The 26,330-nt window shown below is 71.2% G+C and carries 17 protein-coding genes and 2 pseudogenes; 12 read left to right on the forward strand and 7 right to left on the reverse strand.

The window, feature by feature from the left end:
* Positions 1-266: 266 nt before the first annotated feature.
* From QWI33_RS21080 to rhaS, 4 genes are read left to right on the forward strand one after another with little or no spacing between them, the layout of a single operon-like run.
* Positions 267-1,787, forward strand: a complete 1,521-nt coding sequence (locus QWI33_RS21080; protein WP_289958348.1) for a sugar ABC transporter ATP-binding protein — start codon at positions 267-269, stop codon at positions 1,785-1,787.
* Positions 1,784-2,785, forward strand: coding sequence for an ABC transporter permease (locus tag QWI33_RS21085; RefSeq protein WP_289958349.1), 1,002 nt, complete (start codon positions 1,784-1,786; stop codon positions 2,783-2,785). Before QWI33_RS21080 ends, QWI33_RS21085 begins: the two co-directional genes overlap by 4 nt.
* Positions 2,782-3,792 (forward strand): ABC transporter permease, encoded by a 1,011-nt coding sequence (locus QWI33_RS21090; protein ID WP_289958350.1) that lies wholly within the window; start codon positions 2,782-2,784, stop codon positions 3,790-3,792. The genes QWI33_RS21085 and QWI33_RS21090 overlap by 4 nt, the downstream gene beginning before the upstream one ends.
* Positions 3,793-3,804: 12 nt before the next feature.
* Positions 3,805-4,812, forward strand: a complete 1,008-nt coding sequence (rhaS, locus tag QWI33_RS21095; protein WP_289958351.1) for a rhamnose ABC transporter substrate-binding protein — start codon at positions 3,805-3,807, stop codon at positions 4,810-4,812.
* Positions 4,813-4,958: 146 nt separating this feature from the next.
* On the opposite strand, the gene QWI33_RS21100 is transcribed toward rhaS, so the two are convergent.
* On the reverse strand, positions 4,959-7,148 hold the full coding sequence (locus tag QWI33_RS21100) for a family 43 glycosylhydrolase (RefSeq protein ID WP_289958352.1): 2,190 nt from the start codon (positions 7,146-7,148) through the stop codon (positions 4,959-4,961).
* Between the two features lie 291 nt (positions 7,149-7,439).
* Here QWI33_RS21100 and QWI33_RS21105 point away from each other — a divergent pair, with 291 nt between their 5' ends.
* The 3 genes and pseudogenes from QWI33_RS21105 to QWI33_RS29630 form a co-directional block, all read left to right on the forward strand.
* A complete protein-coding gene (locus QWI33_RS21105; protein WP_289958353.1) occupies positions 7,440-8,348 on the forward strand; it encodes an AraC family transcriptional regulator in 909 nt (302 codons plus the stop codon).
* Between the two features lie 158 nt (positions 8,349-8,506).
* Positions 8,507-8,977 (forward strand): annotated as a pseudogene (locus QWI33_RS29625) (RICIN domain-containing protein); the annotation flags it as partial.
* 84 nt (positions 8,978-9,061) lie between these two features.
* Positions 9,062-9,979 (forward strand): annotated as a pseudogene (locus QWI33_RS29630) (glycoside hydrolase family 43 protein); the annotation flags it as partial.
* A 73-nt stretch (positions 9,980-10,052) separates the two neighbouring features.
* Here the strand turns inward: QWI33_RS29630 and QWI33_RS21115 are convergent.
* On the reverse strand, positions 10,053-13,055 hold the full coding sequence (locus QWI33_RS21115; protein ID WP_289958355.1) for an RICIN domain-containing protein: 3,003 nt from the start codon (positions 13,053-13,055) through the stop codon (positions 10,053-10,055).
* A gap of 205 nt (positions 13,056-13,260) precedes the next feature.
* Positions 13,261-13,875 carry a helix-turn-helix domain-containing protein gene (locus QWI33_RS21120; protein ID WP_289958356.1) on the reverse strand — a complete coding sequence of 205 codons (615 nt, stop codon included), beginning with the start codon at positions 13,873-13,875 and terminating at the stop codon, positions 13,261-13,263.
* Positions 13,876-13,966: 91 nt separating this feature from the next.
* On the opposite strand from QWI33_RS21120, the gene QWI33_RS21125 reads away from it, so the two are divergent.
* From QWI33_RS21125 to QWI33_RS21140, 4 genes are all read left to right on the forward strand, one after another.
* Entirely contained in the window at positions 13,967-14,587 is a 621-nt protein-coding gene (locus QWI33_RS21125) for a class I SAM-dependent methyltransferase (RefSeq protein WP_289958357.1), read from the forward strand.
* A 77-nt stretch (positions 14,588-14,664) separates the two neighbouring features.
* Positions 14,665-15,681: a hypothetical protein gene (locus QWI33_RS21130; RefSeq protein ID WP_289958358.1), complete on the forward strand. Its 1,017-nt coding sequence runs from the start codon at positions 14,665-14,667 to the stop codon at positions 15,679-15,681.
* Positions 15,682-15,943: 262 nt separating this feature from the next.
* The gene (locus QWI33_RS21135) at positions 15,944-19,252 is read left to right on the forward strand and encodes a DUF4132 domain-containing protein (protein ID WP_289958359.1); all 3,309 of its coding nucleotides are present in this window, start codon (positions 15,944-15,946) and stop codon (positions 19,250-19,252) included.
* A 4-nt stretch (positions 19,253-19,256) separates the two neighbouring features.
* Complete coding sequence (locus tag QWI33_RS21140; protein ID WP_289958360.1) at positions 19,257-20,081, forward strand: alpha/beta fold hydrolase; 825 nt, start codon at positions 19,257-19,259, stop codon at positions 20,079-20,081.
* A gap of 106 nt (positions 20,082-20,187) precedes the next feature.
* Here QWI33_RS21140 and QWI33_RS21145 read toward each other — a convergent pair whose 3' ends face one another.
* The 4 genes from QWI33_RS21145 to QWI33_RS21160 are packed head-to-tail and all read right to left on the reverse strand — an operon-like array spanning position 20,188 to position 24,735.
* The gene (locus tag QWI33_RS21145) at positions 20,188-21,525 is read right to left on the reverse strand and encodes an ABC transporter ATP-binding protein (protein WP_289958361.1); all 1,338 of its coding nucleotides are present in this window, start codon (positions 21,523-21,525) and stop codon (positions 20,188-20,190) included.
* Complete coding sequence (locus QWI33_RS21150) at positions 21,522-22,286, reverse strand: ABC transporter permease subunit (protein ID WP_289958362.1); 765 nt, start codon at positions 22,284-22,286, stop codon at positions 21,522-21,524. The genes QWI33_RS21145 and QWI33_RS21150 overlap by 4 nt, the downstream gene beginning before the upstream one ends.
* Complete coding sequence (locus QWI33_RS21155) at positions 22,283-23,212, reverse strand: ABC transporter permease (protein ID WP_289958363.1); 930 nt, start codon at positions 23,210-23,212, stop codon at positions 22,283-22,285. Before QWI33_RS21155 ends, QWI33_RS21150 begins: the two co-directional genes overlap by 4 nt.
* Positions 23,209-24,735 (reverse strand): ABC transporter substrate-binding protein, encoded by a 1,527-nt coding sequence (locus tag QWI33_RS21160; protein WP_289958364.1) that lies wholly within the window; start codon positions 24,733-24,735, stop codon positions 23,209-23,211. Before QWI33_RS21160 ends, QWI33_RS21155 begins: the two co-directional genes overlap by 4 nt.
* A 111-nt stretch (positions 24,736-24,846) precedes the next feature.
* Here QWI33_RS21160 and QWI33_RS21165 point away from each other — a divergent pair, with 111 nt between their 5' ends.
* On the forward strand, positions 24,847-26,220 hold the full coding sequence (locus QWI33_RS21165; RefSeq protein WP_289958365.1) for an MATE family efflux transporter: 1,374 nt from the start codon (positions 24,847-24,849) through the stop codon (positions 26,218-26,220).
* The last annotated feature ends 110 nt before the right edge of the window (positions 26,221-26,330 follow it).

Raw genomic sequence — 26,330 nt, forward strand, 5'->3', positions numbered from 1 at the left:
CGTGGGGTCGTCGATGCGAAATTGTGTCGATAAAATTTCGAACCGAGTGCTTGACAGGCGCAGTGATGGCGATCTATGTTGTCGGAGTCACAGTGAAACGATTCAATTCGGTGTGCTTCCAGTGTGCCTCGTGGTGACAAACGTCCGTTTCTCCACGGCGAAGCGCCGACACGATCAGTCCCTTGTGCACCCCGCCCCACGTCCCGTTCCTAGGAGCCCTCCGACGATGAACCGCCGCCCCCGCCCGACGACCTCGGAGCCGACGCATGAGTGAGCCCGCCCCCGAAGCCGTGCTCGTCCTGGACGAGGTGCGCAAGTCGTTCGGCGCGACGGCGGCGCTCACCTCCGGCGGGATCACCGTGGAGGCCGGGTCGATCCACGCACTGGTCGGCGAGAACGGGGCCGGCAAGTCCACCCTGGTCAAGATCGTCGCGGGGGTGCACCGCCGCGACGGCGGCACCTTCCGCTTCCAGGGCCGCGACGTCGACTTCACCTCGACCGCCGACGCGAAGGCGGCGGGCATCGCCGTGATCTACCAGGAGCCGACCCTGTTCCCGGACCTCTCCGTCGCCGAGAACCTCTTCATGGGACGCCAGCCCCGCAAATCCGCCCACCGCATCGACCGCGCCGCCATGTACGAGCACTCGGAACTGCTGTTCCAGCGGCTCGGCGTGCACCTGGACCCGCGCCGCATCGCCCGCGGCCTGTCGATCGCCGACCAGCAGATCATCGAGATCGCCAAAGCGGTCTCCCTGGACGCGGCCCTGCTCGTCATGGACGAGCCGACCGCCGCGCTCTCCGGCGTCGAGGTCGACCGCCTGTTCGCCGTCGCCCGCGCCCTGCGCGACGAAGGCCGCGCCCTGGTGTTCATCTCGCACCGCTTCGAAGAGATCTTCGCCTTGTGCGACACCGTCACCGTCCTGCGCGACGGCGCCTACGTCGCCACCCAGGCCATCGCCGAGACGAACCGCGACGACATCGTCGCCCAGATGGTCGGGCGCGAGGTCGGCGAGCTGTTCCCGAAGACCCCCGTCTCCATCGGCGACACCGTGCTCCGCGTCGAAGGCCTGCACTCGACCGGGAAGTTCCACGACGTGAGCTTCGAGGTCCGCGCCGGCGAGATCGTCGGCATCGCGGGGCTCGTGGGCGCGGGCCGCAGCGAGATCGCCCGCGCGGTCTTCGGCGTGGACGGGTACGACTCCGGCAGCGTCCACCTGCACGGCGAAGCCGTCCCGATGCGCGACCCGCAGGCCTCCATCAAGGCGGGCATGGCCTTCGTCCCCGAAGACCGCCGCCAGCAAGGCCTGGTCACCGACGGCTCGATCGCGCGCAACATCGCCTCGGTCCTGCGCCGGGGCCTGGCCCGGGCCGGCTTCCTGTCCCCGCGCTCCGAACTGCGGGCGGCGGACGCCTGGGCCCAACGCCTGCAGGTGAAGACGCACGCCCTCGACATGCCCGCCACCACCATGAGCGGCGGCAACCAGCAGAAGGTCGTGCTCGCCAAATGGCTCGCGACCGAACCGTCCCTCCTGATCGTCGACGAGCCCACCCGCGGCATCGACGTCGGCACCAAAGCCGAAGTCCACCGGCTGCTCTCCGACCTCGCCGGCCAGGGCATGGCCGTCGTCATGATCTCGTCCGAACTCGCCGAGGTCCTCGGCATGGCCGACCGCGTCCTCGTGGTCTGCGAAGGGCGCATCACCGCCGACCTCGACCGCGACCGGGCCACCCCCGAAACCGTGATGCGAGCGGCCACGCAGACCCACCACTCGGAGGCCGGCGCATGAAGCACGCAGCAGCCACCCTGCTCCGCTCCCGCGAGGCCGCCGTCGCCCTGGTGCTCCTCGCGGCAGTGGTCCTGACCGCCTTGAAGTCCGAGAGCTTCGTGTTCAGCGCCGACGGATGGCGCAACCTGCTCGTGACCCCGTCGATGCTGGTGATCCTCGCGGTCGGCCAGACCGCCGTCATCATCACCAGGAACGTCGACCTCTCCGTCGGGTCGGTCCTCGGACTCACCGCGTACATGACCGGCCGGATCTTCATCGAGGCCCCCGGGATCCCGATCATCGCCGTCGTGGCCGCCGCGATCGGACTCGGCGCGGTGCTCGGGCTGGTCAACGGCGTGATCGTGGCCGTCGCCAAGGTCCCCGCCCTCGTGATCACCCTCGGCACGCTCTACATCTACCGAGGGGTCTTCCTGACCTGGGCGGGCTCCGACCGGATCAACGCCTCGGACCTGCCGGACGACTTCCTCGCCTTGGGCAGCGCGCAGATCGCCTCCGTCCCGGTCCTGTCGATCGCGGCCCTCGCCGTCCTCATCGCGGTCGGGTACCACCTCTACTACTCCAGGGGCGGCCGCGAGATGTACGCGATTGGCTCCGACCCGGACGCGGCCCGACTCTACGGACTCCCGGTGACCCGCCGCGTGATCGGCGCGTTCGTCCTCTCCGGAGCGCTGGCGGGCCTCGCCGGGGTCGTCTACGCCGTCCGCTACGGCACGGTCTCCAGCGGCGCGGGCCTGGGCATCGAGCTGGAAGCGGTCGGCGCCGCGGTCATCGGCGGCGTCGCGATCTTCGGCGGCAGCGGGACCGTGTGGGGCGCCGCGATCGGGGCGGCGCTGCTGGTCACGATCAACCGCGCCCTGCCCGTCGTGGGCATCTCCGACTTCTGGCAGCGCGCCGTCGTCGGCGGACTGATCCTCGCCGCCATCGTGCTCGACCGCGTCCTGGCCCTGCGCCGGGAACGACGGCTGGGCATCGAACGTGACACCCGGAGCCTGGCATGACCACTCTGCACTTCCGCGCCCACGCCCGACCCGCCTGGCGCCGTTGGCTCCTCACCCGGGAGACGGCGGTCATCGCGGCCCTCGCGGTCGTCCTGCTGTACGCGAACGCCGCGGTGAGCAACTTCGACAGCCCGCTGACCCTGTACTACCTCTTCCTCGACGTCACCCCGCTGCTCTTGATCGCCCTGCCGCTGACGATGGTGATCGTCACCGGCGAGATCGACCTCTCGGTCGCGAGCGTCGTCGGGCTCTCCAGCGTCCTGGTCGGAGTGTTGTACGCCCACGCCGGCATGCCGATGTGGGCCGCGGCGCTCACGGCCGTGGCCGTCGGCGCGGTCTGCGGTTCGCTGAACGGCTACCTCGTCGCCTACGTGGGGCTGCCGTCGCTGGCGGTCACCATCGGCACCCTCGCGCTGTACCGCGGCATCGCCATCGGCCTCCTCGGCACCGAGGCCGTGACCGACTTCCCCGACTCCTGGACCGACTTCGCGAAGATGCGGATCGTCGAAGGCGGCAGCCTGCCGATGGTGCTCATCCCGTTCGCGGTGCTCGCGGCGGCGGCGGGGTGGCTGCTGCACTGGTCGCCGTTCGGGCGCGGCGTCTACGACATCGGGCTCAACCGCGAGGCCGCGCACTTCTCCGGCGTCAATGTCGAGCGGACCAAGCTCCTGCTCTTCGTCCTCACCGGAGCGGTCTCCGCGCTCGCCGGCGTCTACTTCACCCTGCGCTACGGCAGCGCGCGCGGCGACAACGCGTACGGCCTGGAACTCCAGGTCATCGCCGCGGTCCTGCTGGGCGGGGTGTCCATCTTCGGCGGGCGCGGCGCGCTGCACGGCCCGATCGCCGGGGTGCTGCTGATCGGGGCCGTCGCCAGTGCGATGCGGCTCGAAGGGCAGACCGTGAACGCCATCAACATCGTCATCGGCGTGCTGCTGGTGGCGTCCGTCGTCGCGACGCCCGCCTTGAACCGGGTCGCCGCCGAACGGGCTGCCCGCAAACAGAAGTGAAGGGAACGAACAATGAGGTTTGACAAGAAGTCGATCGCCGTGGCGGCGACCCTCGTGGTCAGCCTGGGGCTGTCCGCGTGCGGCGGTGGCGGCGACGGAGGTGACGACGGCACCGCTTTCACATTCCTGCCCAAGAACCTCGGCAACCCGTACTTCGACACCAGCGAGGTGGGCGCGCAGAGCGCGGCCGATGAACTCGGTGTCACGGTGACGCAGGTCGGGCCCGACGCGGCCTCTCCGGAGGCGCAGGTGCCGTTCATCAACACTGCGGCGCAGCAGGGAGTGGACGCGCTGATCGTCTCGGCCAACGACCCGACGGCGATCTGCGGTGCGCTGGAGGAGGCGTCGGGTGCCGGCACGAAGATCGTGACCTTCGATTCCGACACCGACCCGGAATGCCGCGACCTGTACGTGAGCCAGGCCGACGCCGCGGGCATCGCCAAGGTGCAGATCGAGATGATCGCCGAGCAGATCGGCGGCGCGGGCCAGATCGCGATCCTCTCCGCTTCTGCCAACGCCACCAACCAGAACGCCTGGATCGAGCTGATGCAGGCCGAGCTCGAGGCGAACTACCCGGACATCGAGCTGGTCGACACGGTGTACGGCGACGACGACGACCAGAAGTCCTTCGACCAGACCGCGGCGCTGCTGCAGTCGTACCCGGAGCTCAAGGGCATCGTCTCACCGACCACTGTGGGCATCGCGGCTGCGGCCCGGTACCTGTCGACCTCCGAGTTCAAGGGCCAGGTGGCGCTCACGGGCCTCGGCACCCCGAACCAGATGCGCGAGTACGTCGCCGACGGCACGGTGGCCGAGTTCGCGCTCTGGAACCCGGACGACCTGGGCTATCTCGCCGTGCAAGCGGCGGCGGCCCTGGTCAACGGCGACATCGAAGGCAAGGAGGGCGACACGTTCACCACGGAGCGACTGGGGGAGTACACCGTCGGCGCCGACGGGGTCGTGCTGCTGGGCGAGCCCTTCCGGTTCAACGCGGAGAACATCGACGACTTCGACTTCTAGACCGCGTCGCGAAACGGAGCGCCGGGCGGACCTCCGCCCGGCGCTCCGTCATGTCTCGGCTCCGCGGTCAGGACTTCACGGGACCGGATTCGGCGGCGGGGGCGGCGCAGGGCTTCCGCCTCCGCGCCGCCCCCGCCGCCGGAGTGCTAGTCCGCCGGTGTGACGTCGAGGTAGTCGAGGTTGGGCAGGCCGCCCGCGGTGGTCGGGTCCCATCTGACGGTGTTGGCGCCCGCGCGCAGCTGGACGGTGACGGTCCGGTCGGTCCAGGTGTTCCACGCGCCGGTGGGAGCGAACGCGGTCGTCTCCACGCGGGTGCCGTTCACGATGAGGTCGCCCGGCCGGTCGGTGGTGCCGCCGTTGGCGTACCGGAGGCTCAGGGTCGCGGTCCCGGCGGCCGAGGCGTTCACGGTGAACTCGGCGAAGGCGCTGTCGGTGTTGCCGCCGTTGCAGAACCCGGTCCCGGAGTAGCCCGAGTGGTTGGTGTCGACGGTGCCGGTGCAGGTCGCCCCGGAGCCTTCGGCCTCGTAGCGCGTTGCCTGGCCCGGATCGGTGCCGCCGCCTTGTCTCACCAGGGAGAACTGGTCGGCGATGAGGTTGCCGCTGCCGCCGGTGACGGTCACCGTGGCGGTGCCGGCCGGCAGTGCGATGCCGGTGAGCTCGCGCTTGGTCCAGCCGCTCGAGGACGGGACGTTGAGGGTGTGCACGGTGCCGTCGGCGCCGGTGACGGTCACCCGGCCGGAGCCCTTGGTGTGCAGGCCGAGCGTGTAGGTGCCCGCGGGCACCTGCATCTGCTGCCGGACACCGGACCCGTTGCTCACCTGCAGTGCGAACCGGCTGCCGTTCACCCCGCCGTTGACGTTGGTCACGCCGCCGGAACCGGTCCTGGTCCACCCGACCACGTTCGAGACGATGATCCGGTCGGCCTGGATGTCGGGGTTCAGGACGTAGTTGTTGCCGGGCGCGACGCGGAACTCGCCGGTGGTCGCGTTGAACTGCCACTGGCTCATCGAGTGGAAGCGGATCCCGGTGCCCTCCTTGGTGATCGGGACCCACTGGTTGTAGCCGATCCCGTTCCACGCGAAGTCGGCCCAGCGGTCGCCCGCGTAGATCACCGTGTCCTGCACGGTCCCCTCCACGGTGATGAAGAACCCGGTCTGGGTCACGTGGCTGTAGTCCATCTGGGTGCCGGGCATCGTGTAGTAGTCGGTGTAGTCGCCCTGGACCCTGCCCTGGGTGGAGTCGAGGCAGTAGTTGACCGAGGTGTTCCAGCCGTGCAGGTCCGAGGCGCACATGTGGTACTTGCCGTCGAGCTTGAACATCGCGTTGCCCTCGCGGCCGCTGGAGTTGCGGCCGATCTCGACCGCCGGCTCCGCATAGAGCGAGTCGGACGAGCGGAGCTTGGAGACGAACGCGCGGGAGCGGCCCTCGCGGTTGGAGAAGATCAGGTAGTCCTGCCCGTCCTCGTCGGTGAAGACGGTCTGGTCGCCGGTGCCGGTCGTCGGCGAGTTCACGACCTGCTTCTGGAAGGCGCCGAACGTGAAGGCTCCGGTGGGGGAGTTGCCCTGGAGGAACAGGACGCCGTGGTCCTGCGTGGGGTGCCACATCTGCACGGGCAGCACGTACTTGCCGGTGTTCTCGTTGTACGCGACCCCGAGGCGCCCGATCCAGCCCGCGTTGCCCATGGTGCCGCCCAGGCTGCCGAGGCTCGTCGAGGACGTGGCGACCCGGTTCTCGAACTTCCAGTTCACGAGGTCCTGCGAGGAGTACACCGGGATCGACACGAAGCTGACCTGGTTGTCGTACTTCTGCGTCGGGTTGGCCAGATAGGACTCGGCGCCCCGGTAGTGCACGCCGTACCAGTAGTAGGTGTCGCCGAACTTGAAGACGCCGCCGCCCTGCGAGTAGATCGGGTTGCCGGCGGTGTCCCTCCAGAACGTGTTGTTGGTGATCGTCGCGAACGTCGACTGGAGGACTTCCAGGTCGGCGGCGGCGGTCTGCAGGTCGGTCTTGGCGTCCGCGACCTCGGACTCGCTCGCCGAACCGTCCTCGACGACCTCGGTCGCGGTGGTCAGGGCTTCGGCGAAGGGCGCCCAGGACGCGGTGGTGTACTCGGTGGGGACGCGCGTCCGGTAGTCGGAGACCAGCGTCTCCAGGCCGTCGGCATTGGTCGCGTCGGCGGCGGCGGTCTGGAGTTCCGGCTGCGCCTGGCCTGCGTCAGCGCCTTCGTCGACGGCGGCGGACCCGGGGGACGCGGGTCCCGCCAAGGCCAGTGCGAAGAGCGCCGCGGCGACGAGGGGGCCCCATCGTCGCGGTGCGCTGCGGGCAATGAGCGTCATGGTCGTGCCTCTCACTCGGTGTCGCCCGGCAGCAGGACAGGCGGAGACAGCGCTGTCGCCGCCGCCGGTGCATGAACAGGGGCGTCCGCTCGGCTCCGGAGTCCTTGCGGGAGTACCGGAGGCCGGGGACGCGCCGGTCGTGCACGATCGCAGTGCCGGGTGCAATCGTGAGCGGTCGCGTCGCCGATCGGGGGGCCGAGCGTTCGGCCGGGTATCCGAACGGCGCGGATGACCTGCACTCGACCCTACGAGCGCTTGACATGCCTGTCGATGGTCATTTCACTTGTGGGCATGGACGAAACCACGGTCGCGGACGGGCTCGGCATGATCCAGGACGGGTTCACCGGGCAGCGGATGCTCGCGGTCCCGCGCGCGGCGGTGGCGAAGGCACTGCGCCACCCGGTGACCGCGAAGCTGACGGTCACCGACGCCGGCTACTTCCCCCACGCGGTCCGCCACGGTCGCGAGCGCCCCCGCGGCGCGCGCGAGCACCTCCTGCTGGTCTGCACCGACGGCGTGGGATGGTGCCGGACCGGCGACGCCCGCTTCACCGTCTCCCGGGGCGGCGCCATGGTGCTCCCGGCGGACCGGCCGCACGCCTACGGCGCCTCCGAGAACGCCCCGTGGACACTGTGGTGGTTCCATTTCACGGGCGCCGACGCCGCCGACCTGGTCCGCGCTGCGCACGCGGCGACCGGTGGCCCGGTGACGCACCTCAGGGACCCGGCACCGGTGGCGAGCCTGGTCTCGCAGGCCATCGACGCGCTCGACTCCGGACTCACCACCTCGTCCCTGGTCACGGCCGCGGGCGCCGCCTGGCACGCCCTCGCACAGGTGATCGCCACCGGCCGCCGCGCCCCCGGCGCCGGCATGAGCCCGCTCGAGCGGGCCGCCGAACACCTGCGGGCCACCTCGCCGCACCGCACCTCGGTCGCCGCGCTGGCCTCCATGGTCGGACTGAGCCCCTCGCAGCTCAATGCGATCTTCCGTGAGCGCCTGGGCGTGACGCCGCTCCAGTTCCAGGTGGAGCTGCGGATGAAGCGCGCCCGCGAGCTGCTCGACGGCACCGACCTGGCGGTCGCCGCCGTCGCGCGGGAGACCGGCTACGGCGATCCGATGTACTTCTCCCGCCAGTTCGCCCGCATCCACGGCATGGCCCCGTCGGCGTACCGGATTCGCTCCTCCGGGGCCCAGGCCTAGTCCGCTCCCGCCGCTGACTTCGCGTCGCTCTGTTCAGACCGGGCGGAAACGTTTACACTGTGGGTGCTCATATTTTTATATATGTAGATTTATGAACGCTTCTGCGGCGGGCACCGCCCGCCCTCGCGCGTCCCTCACCGCACGACCGGGAGTCACCCATGCCAACCCGTCTCCGCCGGCGCCTCTCGGGCCTGGCCGTAGCCGCGGCGCTCGCCCTGACCGCCGTCTTCTTCGCCGCACCGCCCGCACAGGCCGCCATCGACACGAACACCTGGTACACCATCGCGTCCCGCCACTCCGGGCTCGCCCTCGACATCGCCGACGCCTCGACGCAGCCCGGCGCGGCGTTGATCCAGAACACCGTCAGCGGCGGCGACAGCCAGCAGTTCCGCTTCGTCGACGCAGGCGGCGGTTACTACCGCATCCAGGTCCGCCACTCCGGCCACGTCCTCGACGTCTCCGGACGGAACGCCGCCAACGGCGCCGACATCGTGCAGTGGAACGACCTCAACGGCACGAACCAGCAATGGCGGCTCACCGAGAACGCCGAGGGCTACCACTCCATCGTCAACCGCTTCTCGGGCAAGGCACTCGACGTATGGGAACGCTCGACCGCCCCGGGATCGCGGATCTCCCAGTACACCGCGAACGGCGGGACCAACCAGCAGTGGCGCCTGACGCCCGCCGACACCCCCGGCGGCGACGAACCGTACGGCTACCTCTTCGCCTACATGCTCGGCGAAGGCAGCGCCAACGGCGAGCAGGTCTACTTCGCCCTCAGCCGGGGCGACAACCCGCTCGCCTACGACGCGCTCAACGGCGGCCGGCCCGTCGCGACCACCACAGTGGGCGAACGGGGCGCCCGCGACCCGTTCATCGTCCAGCACCCGGGCACCGGCCGGTACTACATGATCGCCACCGACCTGAAGATCTACGGCAACGGCGACTGGGACCGCGCGCAGCGCCACGGCAGCCGCTCCCTCGTCGTATGGGAGTCGAGCGACCTGGTCACCTGGACCGCCTCCCGCCTGGCGCAGGTCTCACCGCCCTCGGCCGGCAACACCTGGGCCCCCGAGGCGTACTGGGACCCGGCCCGCAACGCCTTCGTCGTCTACTGGGCCTCGAAGCTGTACACCAACGCCGACCACTCCGGCAGCTCCTACCACCGGATGATGTACGCGACCACCACCGACTTCCGCACCTTCAGCACTCCGCAGGTCTGGGTCGACAAGGGCTACTCCACCATCGACTCCACGGTGACCCAGTACAACGGCACCTACTACCGCTACACCAAGGACGAGCGCAGCGGCACCACCTGCGGCAAGTTCATCCTCTCCGAGACCTCGGCCACCCTCACGAGCACCAACTGGGCCTTCCAGCGCGACTGCATCGGCAGGGGCACCGTCAACCAGGGCGAGGGCCCGCTCGTGTTCAAGTCGAACACCGAGAACAAGTGGTACATGTTCATCGACGAGTACGGCGGACGCGGCTACCTCCCCTTCGAGACCACCAACCTCGCCGGGGGCCAGTGGACGCCCTCCTCGAACTACAGCCTGCCGGGGCGACCGCGCCACGGCATGGTCCTGCCCCTGACCGCCGCGCAGTACGCGGCCCTGCAGGACGCCTATTAGGACACTCGACGCGCACGAACGCGGGGCGGGCCCGGAATCGGACCCGCCCCGCCTTCGCGCCAGCGTCCCGGTTCTAGACGCGCTGGCGGGTGAAGCGCTGGTTGGCGGCGCCGTTGGGGGTGTACTGGGAGATGCGGGCGCCGTCGGCGGTGGAGCGTTCGTAGACGTCCATGGCGAGGCCTGATTGGCGGTTGATGATGCTGACGACGTTGTTGCCGTGGTCGGTCAGGCGCCATTGCTGGCTTGCGGCGCCGGTGTCGGCTTGCTGGGTGATGTCGGCGCCGTTCGAGTTGCTCGCGACCTGGAGGACGAGCCCGGAGTGGCGTGCCTTGATCGTGAAGTGGCCCTCGCCGACGTCGATGAATTCGAACTGCTGGTTGGACCGGCTGCTTGACGTCCACTGGAGGAGCCGGGCTCCGGCGGTGGCGGAGACGCCGTCGATGTCGGCGTACTTCCCGCTGTGCTGGGCCACCAGGCGGTAGTACGTCGTCGGCGGGGGAACACTCGGGCCGCCGCCCTCGCCGGCGATCAGGGTGACCAGCCCGCCGGTGGTGTCGAACTCCGACGACTCGACCGCGGCGGTGGCCGTGGTCAAGCCGGTCGCGCTGGCGCGCAAGGTGATGGTGCCGGGGGCGCGGCCGACGCGGACGAACACGCGGTTGACGCCCGCCTCGGTCTGGACGTGGGACTTGTGGACGCTCCCTCGGATGCGCGGGTTGAACCCGCCGAGGAAGGCGCCGGGCCCGGTCAGCTGGAAGTCCACGCGCGCCTGGTGCGTCGGCATGCGCCTGCCCTGCGCGTCGACGGCCTCCACGTCGAAGAAGGCGATGTCGCTCCCGTCGGCGGCGAGTCCGCCCGGCGCGGTGTAGGGGGTCAGGCGCAGTGCGGTGGCCGGACCGCTCGTGGTCTTGGCGGCGGTGACGATCTCGGCGCCGTTCGCGTCGTAGCCGATCGCGGTGATGGTGCCGGACTGCCAGGCGATGCCGGCGAAGGTGTACAGGAAGTCCTGCTGGCGGGTGCTGCTGTCGCCCACCTGGGTGCCGTTGACCAGCAGGCGGACCCGGCGCACCGGGGCGGAGGCCATGACGTACACGGTCTTGCGGGTGCCCGCGGGGTAGGTCCAGTGGCCGATGATGTGGAGGTCGGGGGCCGGGTTCTGCATGACCCGGAAGGTGAACATGGACTCCTTGGGGATGCGGACGGCGTCGACCCGGCCCGACAGGCGGCAGCACTCCCAGCCGTACTGGCGGCCGTGCTGGTTCGAGTCCGCCCAGATCAGCGCGGCGGCCCCGGAGTAGCGGCGGTCGCCCGGGCCCTGGATCCGCTGCCCCCAGAACTCCCAGCGGGTGGCGGCGGCGTGCGTGCCGGCGAACTGCTCGGAGGTCAGGCGGTAGGTCACGTCCGGGCCGGTCTGGTAGCCGAAGTCGGGCGGGGAGGCGTTGTCCCAGACGCGCCGCGGCGCCTCGTCGCGCGTGTACTCGCTCTCGATGATGACCTTGCGGTCGCGGGCGTAGACCGAGTAGTGGCGGTTGAGCATGGTGCCGACCCATTCGGCGGCGTCGACGCACTCCCTGCCGCCCCAGTACGGGTCGTCGGAGATCGCCCGGCACCCCATGCCGCGCCCGCCGTTCGGGTCCCAGGTCTTGCGGAGGTCGACCATCTGCCGCATGTGGGCGGCGGTGATGGCGTTGTTCCCGGCCTCCCAGAACAGGATGCTCGGGTTGTTGCGGAAGTAGACGAGCACGTCGCGCATGAGCTCGACCCGCTGGTCCCACTGGCGGCCGGTGACGTCCTTCTCCTTGTCGCCGGCGGGTTGGATGCTGACGATGCCGTACTTGTCGGTCGCGCGGATGTTGGCGGGGTTCGCGGCCACGTGCATCCAGCGGATCAGGTTGGCCTTGGAGTCGCGGATCATCTTCCCGTCGATCTCGGTCATCCACTCGGGCACCGCGCCGCCGATGGCGGCCCACTCGTTGGTCGAGCGGATCGCGTAGCCGGTGAGGAAGACGTACTCGTCGTTGATGTACACGCCGCCGTTGGCGGTGCCGCCCCGGTAGGCGGTCTTGCGGAAGCCGGTGGTGACCGCATAGGCGTCCACCACGGTGTCGCCTTCGCTGATGAGCACTTCCACGGTGTACAGGTGCGGGTCGCCGGGGGACCAGAACCGCAGGTCGCCGACGGTCTTCGAGAAGGAGAGGACGCGGGTCTCGCCGGCGGCGAGCGTCACCGTCGGACCGGCGATGGCGGCGCGGACGGTGCCGTCGAGTTCGGTCACCTTGGCCGACAGCGCGAGTGTGCGGGCCGTGCCGAGGGCGTTGCGGATCTGCGGCTCGACGTTGACGGTCGCCGTTCGGGCGCCGATGTCGAACGCGTTCGCGTAGACGTAGGTGCCCACCGTCCGCAGGCCGTGGTAGAGCGGCAGCGTGAAGTGGGTGGCGGGCACGACGTACATGCGCACGTTGCGGGTGAGACCGCCGTACTCGGGGTTGAAGTCGCGGCTGTCCCACTGGAACGGCAAGTTCGTGGCCTCTTCGGGCCGCCACTTGGTGTTGTCGGCCTTGACCGCGATCACGTTCTCGGCGCCGAACCGGATCTGGTCGGTGACGTCGAAGCCGAACGGCGCGACGCCGTTCTCGTACAGGCCGACGTCGGTGCCGTTGACGTAGACCGTGGCGGCCTGGCGCACGCCCTCGAACTCGAGGAGCACCTTCCGGCCCCGGTGCGCCTCGGGCATGGTGAAGTGCTTGCGGTACCAGGTCACCTGCATCGCCACCGCCGACTCGCCGGACGAGGTGATGTAGTCGTCGAAGGAGTCGACGTCGTTGTAGGTGTGCGGCACGCTGACGTCGTCCCAGCCGGAGTCGTCGAATCCGAACGACTGCGCGCCGGAGACGTCGTCCTTGATGAACCTCCAGTCGGGGTTGAGGCTGTAGACCGTGCGGCCGCTGGGAGTCGCCGCGTGCGCGGGCGACGCCTCCAGGAGGGGCGCGGTGCCGGCGGCGAGCGCGCCCGCGCCGGCGGCGGCGCCCCAGAGCAGTGATCTTCTTCGGACACGAGGGGTCTGCTCGAGGGGCACGGTTCCTCCTTGGGAGTTGAAACGTTTACATCACAAGCGCAATGTAACGTTACATCGAAGTCTATCGATGGAAGTCGCCGCAAGTCAACGTGCGGCGGGTGTCGCGATCGAACCGCTCGGCCGTCCACCTGGACGAAACACGCCGATGCCACAGCAGGCGTCGGCATGTGCGGTGGCCGCCTTGCGGACGGGAACGGGAGGCGGTCTACCCGGCCGCGGGCGGCTCGTCCCGGTCGCGCGGTCCGGGCTTGGCGCGGAGGTGGGCGCGTTCGCCCTGCCTGCCGATGAGGCTCAGGAATTCGACCGGCCCGGCGCCGGTCGCACCGAACCAGTGCGGGGTGCGGGTGTCGAACTCCGCGGCCTCGCCGGGCTTCAGCCTGAGGTCGTGCTCGCCGAGCACGAGGCGCAGCGTGCCGTTGAGGACGTACGCCCAATCGAAACCCTCGTGGGTCCGCAGCTGCGGCACCGCCGCGTCGTCCCCGGTCGGCAGGATGAACTTGTACGCCTGGATGCCCCCTGGCCTGCGGGTGAGCGGCAGGACCACCGCACCGTTCGCGCCCGCGACGGGCCGCAGGTTCACGCGCGGGTCGCCCGTCGGCGGGGCGTCCACGAGCTCGTCGAGCGTCACCCCGTGGACCCGTGCGAGCGGCAGCAGCTGCTCCAGCGTCGGCCTGCGCAGCCCCGATTCGAGCCGGGAGAGCGTGCTCGCGGAGATCCCCGTCTGCGCGGCGAGGTCGGCGAGGGTGACCTCCCGGCGGAGCCGCAGCCGCTTGAGGCGGGGTCCGACGGCGTCGAGCGTCCTGTCGAGATCTGGTTCCATCCTCCGATTTTGCCATTCGGCAACGCAGCTTGCACTATTGCGCGCCGATCCGTCAGGATCGACCGGCACGAGCGAGCGGAAGGGAACCGACATGGCGGTCGCACCGACACATGACTTCGACAAGGACTACTGGGAGCGGCACTGGGCGCAGCGCCACGGCGCGGGGGAGAGCGCACCGCATCCCCATCTCGCCCGCGAGACCGCCGGCCTCGAACCGGGCACGGCCCTCGACGCCGGATGCGGGACGGGAACCGAAGCGCTCTGGCTTGCCGCACACGGCTGGCAGGTGACCGGCGCCGACATCGCCGCCCACGCACTGCGCCTGGCCGCCGAGCGCGCGGCGACCCTGCCGAACCCCGGCGGCGTGCGGTGGGTCGAAGCGGACCTGACGACCTGGGAGCCGGGGCGCGGCTTCGACCTCGTCACCACCGCCTACGCGCACTCCGCGATGCCGCACCCCGACTTCTACCGGCGCCTCGCGACCTGGGTCGCCCCCGGCGGCACGCTGCTCATCGTCGCCCACCTCCACACCGCTCACGCGCACGGCGACCATCCCCCCACGGAAGCCGCAGTCACCCTCGCCGACATCACCGCGAGCGTCGCGCCCTTGCGCATCGAGACCGCCGAGGAGCACACCCGCACGGTCAACGGCCCCGGCGGCCGCGGCCATGTCCTGCGCGACGCCGTCGTCCGCGCCACCCGGCCGCTCTGACCGAGAGGGGAACTCCTGCCGCCTTCCCGCCGGTGTACCGCCTTGCAGGCACCCCCTCCTGCCAGCAAACTGCAGGCATGACCTCACTGAACCGCCGACAGTTCACCCGTTCGCTCCTCGCCGTCCCGGCCGCCGCCCTCGTCGGCACCGGCCTCGGCGCGCTCAGCCCCGCAGCGGCCTCGGCCGCTCCCGCCGACTGGAACGCGCAGTTCCTGGCGCTCCAGTTGAACGGCGAGCTGATGCACCAGACGCGGGCCGGAGACGGTTCCTGGCAGCCGCGCTGGACCGAGGTCGCCGACGGCACCGGCACGATCGCGTTCGTCGCCGCCGCCGGCATCGGCAAGGACCTCCACGTGGTCGTTTCGATGGATCGCGACGCCGGCAGGAATCCGAGGCACTGCTTCCGCAACGGCGCCGACGGCTCCTGGACGGCGTTCAGCGAGATTCCGATGGAAGGGGGCCCCATGGGCACCACCTCCCTCGCGATGACCGCCCTCAACCGCCAGTTGCACCTCATCGCCACGAACAACGGCACCGTGCACCACGCCGTCCGCAACGGGGACGGCAGCTGGCAGAGCAGTTGGACCCCCATCCGGGTCTTCGAAAGCGTCAGTGATTTCGCCATCACCAGAGTCGGCACGACGCTGCATGTCGCCGTCCTCTCGGAAGGCAAGCTCTTCCACTCCATTCGGGCTGCGGACGGCACCTGGAGCAGCTGGGGCGCCGTCAAGCGCGCGGCCGGAGACATCGGCGACATCGGCGCGGTGGCCTTGGCGGGGGTCGGAGCTGCGCTCCACCTCTTCGCGGTGGACGGCTCCGGCCTGCTGCAGCACGCCGTCCGCAGAGAGGACGGATCCTGGCGGCCGTTCAAGCGGGTGGCCGTCTTCACCGAGGCCAACGGGACCCTGTTCAACCTCACCGCCGCCAATGTCGGCGGCGTCGTGCAGTTCGCCGGTGTGCACCTGGGCGACAGGAGCATCAAACACGCCATCCGCAGTGCGGACGGATCGTGGTCGCCGGTCGGGACCGTCCGCCCCACCGGCCTGACCGAGTGGCCGCAGTACGGATTGGTGCTGGCCCCCACCGCCCTGTAGCGGCTGCGCGGTCCTGGCCCGCCCTCCGATCCGTGCAACCCAACAGAGTTATATCGAGAACAAGGCATAGCGCTGCCGGCGAGAGCCTCGACGACGCGACGGATCGGCGGCGGGCCTGCCGCGTTGGAACCGGCTCCTGTGGAGCTGCTCCGAGGCGTCCGGTCGTCCCCGGATCGTCGTGAGGCCACGCATCGCGGGGGAGTGTCGCCCCGGGCCCGTATCCTCGGGGCGTCACCCCTCCCCGGACGCTCGGAAGACCTTGATGACTGAACACGTTGCGCTGCAAGAAGACCAGATCGAACTCCCGGCGGCCTGGGCGGTGAAGCCCCTCCCGCGCCGCTCCGACCCCGGCGAACCGCCCGTCCTCGACCCCGAGGGCGCCAAGGACATCGAGCGGTTCATCCGCGAGAATGAGGCCGACATCCGCCACGTCCTCTCGCAGTCCGGCATCCCGGCCGCGGAGGCGCTGCGGCATCTCGACGGCGAGCCCGACCCCGTCGGCGCCGGCGTGGTCACGGCGATCGTGTCCGCGCGCGAAGGCAACGGGCAGCAGTCGATGCTGCGCCCCGAACTCGACGCCTGGGTGACCGAGCACGGCCTCCCGTTCGCCGTCACCGCGACGATCACGCGGCTCGGGCTGCGCGCCTGGCGGGGCTACAAGGCGACGATGCGCGACGCCACCCTGCGGCCGCTCGTCCTCCGCGAGCTCGGCTCGATCCGCTGGGAGGTCGATCGCGGCATCCGCGACCTGCGCGGCCTGCTCGCGCACGCGTCCGAAGCGGACTACGCGGCCGCCGCGGCCGCCGCCCTCCGCGGCGACCCGGGCGAGCGGTTCCTCACCACCATCCTCTTCCCCGACGAGACCGCCTGGACCGAGGAGGTCTGCGGCGAGTACAAGGGCCACGGGACCTACAACACCGACGGGCTGCTGTGGCTCACGATCGACCGCGCCGACCTCCTCGCCACCGCGGGACTGTCGCGCCTCGAGCCCTGGCTCATCAACCGCGAGACGGTGGGCCCGATCCTGCGCAACCTCGGCACCGACGCCCTCCCGTTCCTGACCGCGTCGCTGCACCAGCAGATCGCGAGCAGCGAGCGGCACCTCCTCATCGACGCGATCGCCCTCCTGCCCGGCGACGAGGCCGTGTCGTACCTCGTGGGACGCCTGGGCGAGGAGCACATGTACCAGGCCGCCGCCGAGGCCGCGAAGCGCTTCCCGCGCCGCGTCCTCCAAGCGGTCGCCGCCGCGACCGACCGCACCGCCACCGAACTGCGGCCCCGCCTCGCCGCCCTCGCCGCCGACATCCCCGCCGAGCACCGCGCGGTCCTCACCGACGCGGGCCGAGCCGCAGTCGAGGAGCTCCTCGCGCCCTCGCCGACCCCGGTCGCCGACCCTGCGCAGCTGCCGCAGATCCTCACCGCCCCGCCCTGGGCCGTCAAGGGCCCCAAGCGGAAAGCGAAGGCCATCGAGCTGAGCGCCGCCGCGGTCCCGACCATGGCCTGGGCCGAAGGCGAACTCGACCAGTGGATCAAGCCGGAATACAACTACTTCCGGAACTACACCGACGCCGACTGGGAGCAGATGCTCGACCGGGGAGGGGTGGGCCGCGGCGCCGTGCGCCACAACTACTCCCTCATGGTCACCTACGCGCCCACCTCGTTCGCCTTGCGCGCCCTGGAGCGGTGGGACGGCAGGTTCAACCCCTACTCGCACGGGGACCTCAAGGTCATCGCCGCCCGCTTCGGGCCCGTGGCCGCCGCCAAGATCGTGACCGCCCTGCGCGCCAACCCGAACTACCACGAGGCCCTCGTCCCGATCCGCAGCGTCGAGGCCGCCCGCCTCGCCGCCGACTGGTACGCCCGCCTCAAGGGCGCCCGCGCCGGCGCCAGCGCCTGGTTCGAGCGCCACGGCGGCGAAGGGGCGGCCCTGCTCGTCCCCGACGCTCTCGGCGCCGACAAGAAGCTCCGCAGCAACGCCGAAGGCGCCCTGTGGAACATCGCGCTCCGCCACGGCACCGACGCCGTCGCCCGCGCCGCCGAACCCTACGGTCCCGAAGCGGCCGAGGCGATCGCCGAACTCCTCGCGGGCGATCCGCTCGAACCGCGCGGCGTCAAGGTTCCCAAGCCCGACGCGTGGGCCTCGCCGGCGATGCTCCCCGAGGTCCTCACCGCCGCGAAGACCCACGCGATCCCCGCCGACTCGGTGCGCCACCTCATCACCGTCCTGGCACTGTCCTCACCGGAGTACCCGTACGCCGGTCTCGACGTGGTTGCCGAGGCGCTCGACCGGGACTCGCTCACCCGGTTCAGCCGGGGCCTGTTCCAGCTGTGGCTCTCGATGGGCTCGCCCTCGAAGGACGGCTGGGCGCTCACCCAGCTCTCGCATTTCGCCGACGACGACACGGTCCGCCTCCTGGCCCCGCTGATCCGCGAATGGCCCGGCCAGTCCCAGCACAAGCGGGCCGTCAACGGCCTGGGCGTGCTCGGCGCGATCGGCTCCGAGGCGGCGCTGCGCGCCATCCAGGGCATCGCCGAGAAGGTGAAGTTCAAGGCGCTCAAGGAAGAAGCGCGCGTCCAGATCGCGGCGATCGCCGAAGGCCTCGGGCTCACCCGCGACCAGCTCGCCGACCGGCTCCTGCCGGACTTCGGCCTCGGCGAGGAGGGCGCCCTCGTCCTCGACTACGGGCCGCGGCGGTTCACCGTGGTCTTCGACGAGCAGCTCAAACCGTTCGTCAAGGACGAGACGGGGAAGCCCCGCAAGAGCCTCCCCAAGCCCGGGGCGAAGGACGACGCCGAGATCGCCGACGCCGCCTACAAGCGGTTCGCCGCGCTCAAGAAGGAGCTGCGCACCGTGGCCGCCGACCAGGTCCAGCGCCTGGAGGCGGCGATGGTCAACGGCCGCACCTGGACCAAGGACGAGTTCGAGCGGTACTACGTGCGCCATCCGCTCACCTGGCACCTCGCGCGGCGACTCGTGTGGTCCGCCGAGGCCGGGGGAGCGGTGACGGGCTTCCGCGTCGCCGAGGACCGCACCTACACCGACGCGGACGACGACGCGTTCGACCTCCCCGACGACGCCGTGATCCGCCTCGACCACCCGGTCCGCCTGGGGGACAAGGCCGCCGACTGGGCCGAGCTGTTCGCCGACTACGAGATCCTCCAGCCGTTCGACCAGCTCTCGCGCCCCGTGCTCGCCTTCACCCCCGAAGAGTTGGAGACCGGCCTGCTCGAACGCTTCCAGGGCGCGAAGGTCGAGGTCGGCAAGCTCCTCGGGCTCACCGCGCGCGGCTGGCACCGCTCCGCTCCGGAGGACGGCGGCGTCGAGCCCGGGATCTACTTCCCGCTGCCCGGCGGCGGGTACGTCACCGTGTCCCTCGATCCGGGCATCTGGGTCGGCATGATCGCCGAGAACCCGATCCAGACCCTCGACGGCGTCCGCATCTCGGCCACCGAGGACTACTGGTGGAGTCGCTTCGGCCGCGCCGCGGACGGGAACCACCCGCGGGACATCGACCCGGTCACCGCCTCCGAGGTCCTGGCCGCCCTCACCCGAATCACCGCGAAGGACTGAGACCATGCCGATGCACTTCGTCGAGCGCGGAAACGGCATCCCCGTCCTCGCCCTCCACGGCTGGACCCCCGACCACCGCCTCATGACCGGTTTCCTGGAGCCGTTCTTCGCCCGCCGCGCCGCCGCACGCCCCGGCGGGCGCTCCTACCGGCGCTTGTACCCCGACCTTCCCGGCATGGGGCAGACCGAGATCACCGAGAAGTACCAGGGCTCGGACGACATGCTCGATGCCGTCCAGGGCTTCGTGGACCACATGATCGGCGGCGCGCCCTTCATCGTCGTCGGCGAATCCTACGGCGGCTACCTCGCCCGGGCCCTCGCCAACTCCCGCCCGGAGCAGGCGATCGGCCTCGCCCTGGTGTGCCCCATCGGGAAGGAGGCCCGCCATTCCAGACGGACCCTCCCACCTCACACCGTGATCGCCGCCGACCCCGCGTTCATGGCGGGGCTCCCTCCGGCGGACGCGGCCTCCTACGGCGAGCTCGCGGTCGTGCAGTCCCCGGAGACGTTCCGCCGCTTCCGTGAAGAGATCGCACCAGGGCTGGCGCTGGCCGACGACGAAGGACTGGTGCGAGTGGCGCGGCGGTACGAACTGAGCACCGCCCCCGAGTCCGGCGCGCCGTTCGAGCGGCCCGCGCTGATCGTCACCGGTCGGCAGGATGACAACACCGGTTACGCCGATGTCTATGCGCTGCTCGAGCACTACCCCCGCGCGACCTTCGCCGTCCTCGACCGGGCCGGGCACAACCTCCAACTCGAGCAGCCCGCGCTGCTCGACGCCTTCCTGGACGAATGGCTCGACCGCGTCGAGGAGGCCGCGGGCAGCTGACCCGGCGAACGGCGGACAGTGGACACTGAGCTCCCTCGCCAGGCCGATTCGCCGCCGTCAGAGCACGACGGAACAGAGCCCAAAAGGCGAGCATGATTGCCGGACCTCAGCGCAGCGTTCCCAGGTCGACGACGCGGTTGGCGGATTGGGCGACCAGGGCCAGGTCGTGGCTGATCAGGAGGATGGAGAGGCCGCGGTTCGCGGCGAGGGCGGTGAGGGTGTCGAGGACCCGGTCGGCGCTGGCGTGGTCGAGGGCGGAGGTGATCTCGTCGGCGACGAGGACGTCCGGTTCGGCGGCGAGGGCGCGGGCGATGGCGACCCGTTGGCGTTGACCCCCTGAGAGGGTGGCGGGCCGGGCGGTGAGGACTGTTGCGGGGAGGTCGACGTCGGCCAGGAGCGCGACGGCGAGTTCTCGGGCCCCGGCGCGGTCGGTGCCTCGGTGGAGGCGGACGGCGCGGGTGAGGGTCTGCTCGACGGTGCGGGCGGGGTTGAGCGCCGAGCGCGGGTCCTGGGCGACGTACTGGATCTGCGTGCAGTGTTCGCGGCGGCGCTTGCCGGTCAGGGGGACCGGTGCGCCGTCGAGATGCAGGCGGCCGGTGGCGTGGGGGTGGACGCCTGCGAGGGTGCGGGCGATGGTGGTCTTGCCGCTGCCGGATTCGCCGATGAGGGCGGTGATCTCGCCGCGGTAGAGGTCGAGGTCGAATCCGGTGACGACCGGTGTCGCACTTCGGGTTCGGTGGGCGGCGCTCAGGTTCCGCAGGGCCAGGACCGGTCTGCCGGTGTGCTCGCCGGCGGTGCGCTGCGGGCGGGTCCTCGGCGGGGTGCCGAGTCGGACGGTCTGGTCGGCGGTCTCGGCGGTGGCGGGGTCGTGGGTGGCGACCAGGAGGGTGCGTCCGGCGTCGCGCAGTTCGGCGAGCAGGTCGGTGACGCGGGCGCGGGCGTCGGCATCGAGGCCGGCGGTCGGTTCGTCCAGGAGGAGCACTGGTGTCGCTCTGGCTGCGGCGCAGGCGAGTGCGACGCGGCGGGCTTGCCCGCCGGAGAGTTCGCCGATGCGCCGGTTCAGGAGACGCGCGTCGAGGCCGAGCCGGTCGAGGAGCGCGGCCGCGTCGGCGGCGGGGTCGGCCTCGCCGATCAGGCGGCGCACGCTCATGATCGGCGACAAGGAGGCCCCGGGGTCCTGGCTGGCGTAGGCGATGGACTCGCGCCGCCATGCGCGCAGCCCTCCGCCCAGGTGCAGCGGGTCGGCTCCGGCGACGTTGATCTTGCCGGAGACGTTGGCGCCCTGGGGAACTGCGCCCAAGAGCGCGCGGAGGAGCGTGGTCTTGCCGCCGCCCGAGGCCGCGGCGACGACGGTGAGCCGCCCGGCCTCCGCGGTGAAGTCGACGGCGGGGAGCAGCGTGCGGGTGCCGAGTCGGACGCTGAACGCTTCGGCGGTGACGGTCACGGCGCTTCCCTCCGGGCGCCGAGGCTGGTGTGGACCAGGACCACGGTGATCAGCAGGCAGGCGGCGGGGGCGGCGACGGCCCAGGGGTTGAGGAGCATGCCGGGGGCGTTGTCGCGGACCATGACCGCCCAGTTGCCCTCGTCGAGGACGCCCGGGAGCCTCAGGAACGCGACGGCGCTGACGACGTACAGCCCTTCGGTGAACCGCAGGCCGAGCTGGGTGACGAGGGTGGGGGCGAGGTTCGGGAGCATCTCGACGGCGATGACGCGGGCAGTGGTTTCGCCGGAGGCGCGCGCGGCCTCGACATAGCCGGTCGCGGCGACCGCGGAGGCCGCCGAGCGCATCACCTTGGCGCAGTAAGGGACGCCGAAGAGCACGGTCGCGGCTAGGAGCGCGGGCAGGCCGCCGCCGGGCCAGGCGAGGACGACCAGGAGCACGCCGATCACCGGCGGCACGAGGATGAAGGCGTCGGCGGCGGCGTCGATGGCGCGTCCGGCCCGCCGGTGCAGCGCCGCGAGTGCGCCGGCCAGCGCGGAGAGGGTCGTGACGATGAGGGCGATCGCGGCGGCCACGGCCAGCAGGAGGAGTCCGCCTTCGAGCGCGCCGGCGAGCACGTCGCGCCCGAGGGCGTCGGTGCCGAGCAGGTGCCCGGCACCGGGGTCGGTGAACGGTACGGCGCCTTCCCCGGCGGTGACGGGGAGCAGCGGTGCGACGGCGACCAGCGCGACCCAGGCGGCGAGGGGGATGAGGCGGCGGGTCATCGGCGGCCTCGCAGGGCCCACAGGCGGATCGCGTCGGCGGTGATCAGTGCGGCCACGACGACGACGCCGCAGAGCGCGGTGAGCGAGACCAGGAGCGTCGTGTCGCGGGACTCGAGCGATCCGGCGACGAGCTGGCCCGCGCCGGGGTAGTTGAAGAGGGTCTCGACCACGACCGCGCCGGCCAGGAGGGTGCCGACCATGGTCGCCAGCGAGGCGGCGATCGTCGGTGCGGCCAAAGGCAGGATGTGGCGGGTGACGACGTGGCGTTCGGGCAGGCCGTCGAGGCGGGCCTGCTCGACATGGGGCATGGCCGCGGCCTCTGCGATGGCCGCCCGGTTGACGCGGGTCTGCCAGGCGGCGTGCGGGAGGCCGAGGGCCAGGACCGGGAGCACCAGCATCGCCGGGTTGTCGAGGCGCCCGTCCGCGCCGACCACGGTCGTCGCCGGGAGCAGATTGAGGACCAGGGCGAACACGAGGACCAGGAGTGTGCCGAGCACGAATTCGGGCGTGGCGACCAGGATCGAGGTGCCCACGGCCGAGCCGCGGGCGAAGCGGCTCTTGGGGCGCGCCGACCACAGTGCGGCCCATGCCAGGGCGATGGCGAGCACGAACGCGAACGTCAGGCCGGTCAGCAGGGCGGTCGAGGCCAGGCGGTCGCCGAGGAGGTCGTTGATCGGCTGGCCGCGCACGGTGGTCCCCAGGTCGCCTTGGACGAGCCCTGAGAGCCAGTCGGCGAAGCGGGCCGGCAGCGGCCGGTCCAGGCCGAGGCTCTCCCGCCGTGCGTCGACGTCGGCGGGAGCGGCGGTGGGGCCCATGGCGAGTCGCACCGGGTCGCCGGGGAGCGCGTCGGCCGCGGCGTACACCGCGGCCAGCACGGCGAGGAGGAGTCCGGCCCTGACCGCCAGGGCCGCCAGGAACCGGGTCAAGAGGCCAGCCAGGCGCCTTCGAGGAGGACCCACCCGAACCCGGGCGCGGTGGAGAGCCCGTTCACGGCGGGGGTGTGGATGTCGATGCCGTCGGCCATGCCCCACAGCAGGTATCCGGATTCGTCGTATTCGAGGCGCTGCATGCGGTGGGAGGCGTCCTCCTGCGCGGCCGGGTCGGTCGCGGCCAGCAGGTCGCCGTAGGCGCGGTCGAAGTCCTCGCTGGCCCAGCCGGTCTCGTTGGTCTCCGAAGAGGACTGGAGGACCTTCTGGGCGTAGAACGCCACGGAGTCGTTGGTGCCCCAGAACATCGTGTACAGGTCGGCCTTGCACCAGGTCTGGTCGTAGAAGGTGCCCGCGTCCTGCTCGACGACCTCGATCCGGACGCCGGCCTTCGCGGCCTGCTCGGCGAACAGCTTCGCGGCGGCGACCTCGCCGAAGGCCTCGTCGATCGTGTACAGCGTGTAGGTCGCGTCGAGGTCGAACCCCGCCTCGGCGAGCAGGTCCCGGGCGGTGTCGAGGTCTTGGGCGCGTTGGGGGAGGGACGTGTCGTAGAGGGCGTCGCCGGTGCCGAGCACGTCGTTCGCGACCTTCCCGTAGCCCGACAGCGCCTGCTGGACGAGGGCGTCGCGGTCGGCGGCGAGCCGCATCGCGGTGCGCACCCTGACGTCGGCGAAGGGGCCGTCGGCCACGCGCATGACGATCGGCAGGGCCGCGTCGTCGGGGCGGCGGTGGACGGTGAACGCTCCGGACTCCTCGGCGAGGCGCGCCGAGACCGCGCCGGCGGTCGTGGCGAGGTCGATCTGCCCGCCCTGCAACGCGTTCATCATCGCGTCGGTCGATTCGAAGCGGGTCACCTCGATCGCGTCGAGGAGCGGGCGGGGGCCGTGCCAGCCGTCGAACCGGACCAGGCGGGCGTTGCCGTCCGCGTAGGCCTCGAGCTTGAACGGGCCGGTCCCGTTGAACGCGGTCGCGTCCGCGCCCTCCCGGGTGGTGAAGGTGACCAGCCGCAGCAGCAGCGGCAGCTGGGAGTTGGGGTCCTCGGTGACCATCTGGACGGTGCGGTCGTCGAGCGCGGTGATCTGCTCGGGCGGTACGGGGACCTTGAAGGCCGCGTCCATGTCGACGATGATCCGCTTCATCGAGGCGACCACGTCCGCGGCGATCACCGGGGTGCCGTCGTGGAAGGCCGCGCCTTCGGCGATGGTGAACGTCCAGGTCTTGGCGTCGTCGGCGACGGCCCACGAGGCGGCCAGGCGCGGGGCCACGCCGGTCCCGCCGCCGGGGACGGTGAGCGCGTCGTAGACCAGGGACATGATGAGGAAGTCCGAGTTGTTCGACAGGAGTCCGTGCGGGTCCTTGGTCAGTGCTTCGACACTGCCGAGCGCGCCGACGCGGAGCGTTCCGCCCTCGCGCGGGGCGCCGCCCGCGCCGCCCTCGTCGGTGCCGCCGCAAGCGGCGACCGCCGTGACCGTGGCGGCGGCCAGCGAAGAACCGAGCAACGCGCGTCGCGACGCAGCAACCATCCAAGACTCCTTAGGTAAGGCTCACCTTCGGTCATATCTTGCGCCACTTGCGTCGCACACCCGCACGGGGGTCGGGAGGTGTGACAGACCTGCGACTCGTAACCTTCGAGCGTGCCACGACCCACCCGAGGAGACCACCGCGCGCTCGCCGCGCTCGCCGCGCCCTTGGCGGCGACGCAGCTGGCGCAGGTCGCGCTGTCCACCACCGATGTGGTGATGATGGGCTTCCTGGGGACCACCGCCCTCGCGGGCGGGGGCCTGGCGATCGTGCTGTTCAACCAGGTCCGTACCATGGGCGTCGGGCTGCTCACCGGCACCGCGAACCTCATCGCGGCCTCCACCGCCCGCCGCGCGGACGGAACGATCCGGCGGATCGTCTTGAGCGCCATGGTCATCGCCACCCTCACCGGCGCGGTCGGAGCCGCGGTGCTGGTCGGCATCGGGTTCCTGCTCGAGCCCCTGGGCCAGAGCCATGAAGTCGCCCACGCCGCCCGGCACATGCTGTTCGCCCTGGCCCCCGGGCTGATCCCGTGCCTGTGGTTCCAGGTGCTGCGCCAGACCACGGTGGGACTGCAGCGCCCCCTGCGACTGCTGTGGGTCACCCTCGGCTCGGTCGCGCTCAACATCGCTCTGAACTTCGCACTGCTCAACGGGATCGGCCCGCTCCCCGCGCTCGGCCTCGCGGGCATCGGCGCCGCCACCTCCGCCGTGCACCTCGCCCAAGCCCTGGCGCTGTTCGCCTTGATGCGCCGCGATCCGATCGTCCGCACCGCGCTCCGGTCAGGGCCCCAGGGACTCGACACCGACTCGGTCGCCCGCCGCATCCTGCGCCTGGGAGTGCCGACCGCGCTCACGTACGGTTCGGAAGCGGGCCTGTTCTCGGTGCTCGCGCTCCTGGCCGGCGGCCTGGGCGCGACCGCGCTCGCGGCGTACAACGTGGTCAACCAGATCACGTACATCGTGTTCCAGACCGCCGTCGGCACCTCCCACGCCGCCTCGGTCCTCGTCAGCCGCGACACTGCCGCCGCCGCCCCGCGCAGCGCCCGACGCTGGGCGGCAACGGCTTTGACCCAGCAGGCCGGACTGCTCGCCCTCGTCGCGGTCGCCTATCTCGCCTTCGGCGACCCGTTGGCGCGGGCGCTGGCCGCCGACGCCACGGACGCGACGATCGCGCTCGCCGCCACCGTCCTCATCGCCGCCGCCGTCACCCAGTTCGCCGACGCCGCGCAGAACATCGCCGTCGGCCTCCTCAGGGGCGTCGACCGGGCCGGAGCCGGCTTCCGCGCCACCCTCATCGGCTACTGGGCCATCGGCCTCCCAGCCGCCGCGCTCTTCGCGTTCGGCTTCGACTGGGGCCTGGTCGGGCTGTGGATCGGGCTCGGCTGCGGACTCGCCGCATGCGCGGCGCTCATGCTCGCCCAATTCCACGCCGCGACCCGCGGGGCGGTCCGGCCGGTCGGCCCGGTGCCGAGGTCCCAATCCTGAACGGGTCCGCCCGGCCGGGGCTCTACTCGCCGCTGACGGCCTTGTACGCCTCGGTGTAGTACTCGCGGCGGCACCAAACTAAGTCCCGGGACAAATCAGGCATTGCGATG

It is taken from the genome of Glycomyces tritici (assembly GCF_030403505.1).

Excerpts from the sequence above, each read along its gene's own strand:
- QWI33_RS21080 (WP_289958348.1), top strand. The coding sequence starts at position 267 with ATGAGTGAGCCCGCCCCCGAAGCCGTGCTCGTCCTGGACGAGGTGCGC.
- QWI33_RS21085 (WP_289958349.1), top strand. The coding sequence starts at position 1,784 with ATGAAGCACGCAGCAGCCACCCTGCTCCGCTCCCGCGAGGCCGCCGTC.
- QWI33_RS21090 (WP_289958350.1), top strand. The coding sequence starts at position 2,782 with ATGACCACTCTGCACTTCCGCGCCCACGCCCGACCCGCCTGGCGCCGT.
- rhaS (WP_289958351.1), top strand. The coding sequence starts at position 3,805 with ATGAGGTTTGACAAGAAGTCGATCGCCGTGGCGGCGACCCTCGTGGTC.
- QWI33_RS21100 (WP_289958352.1), bottom strand. The coding sequence starts at position 7,148 with ATGACGCTCATTGCCCGCAGCGCACCGCGACGATGGGGCCCCCTCGTC.
- QWI33_RS21105 (WP_289958353.1), top strand. The coding sequence starts at position 7,440 with ATGGACGAAACCACGGTCGCGGACGGGCTCGGCATGATCCAGGACGGG.
- QWI33_RS21120 (WP_289958356.1), bottom strand. The coding sequence starts at position 13,875 with ATGGAACCAGATCTCGACAGGACGCTCGACGCCGTCGGACCCCGCCTC.
- QWI33_RS21125 (WP_289958357.1), top strand. The coding sequence starts at position 13,967 with ATGGCGGTCGCACCGACACATGACTTCGACAAGGACTACTGGGAGCGG.
- QWI33_RS21130 (WP_289958358.1), top strand. The coding sequence starts at position 14,665 with ATGACCTCACTGAACCGCCGACAGTTCACCCGTTCGCTCCTCGCCGTC.
- QWI33_RS21135 (WP_289958359.1), top strand. The coding sequence starts at position 15,944 with ATGACTGAACACGTTGCGCTGCAAGAAGACCAGATCGAACTCCCGGCG.
- QWI33_RS21140 (WP_289958360.1), top strand. The coding sequence starts at position 19,257 with ATGCCGATGCACTTCGTCGAGCGCGGAAACGGCATCCCCGTCCTCGCC.
- QWI33_RS21150 (WP_289958362.1), bottom strand. The coding sequence starts at position 22,286 with ATGACCCGCCGCCTCATCCCCCTCGCCGCCTGGGTCGCGCTGGTCGCC.
- QWI33_RS21160 (WP_289958364.1), bottom strand. The coding sequence starts at position 24,735 with ATGGTTGCTGCGTCGCGACGCGCGTTGCTCGGTTCTTCGCTGGCCGCC.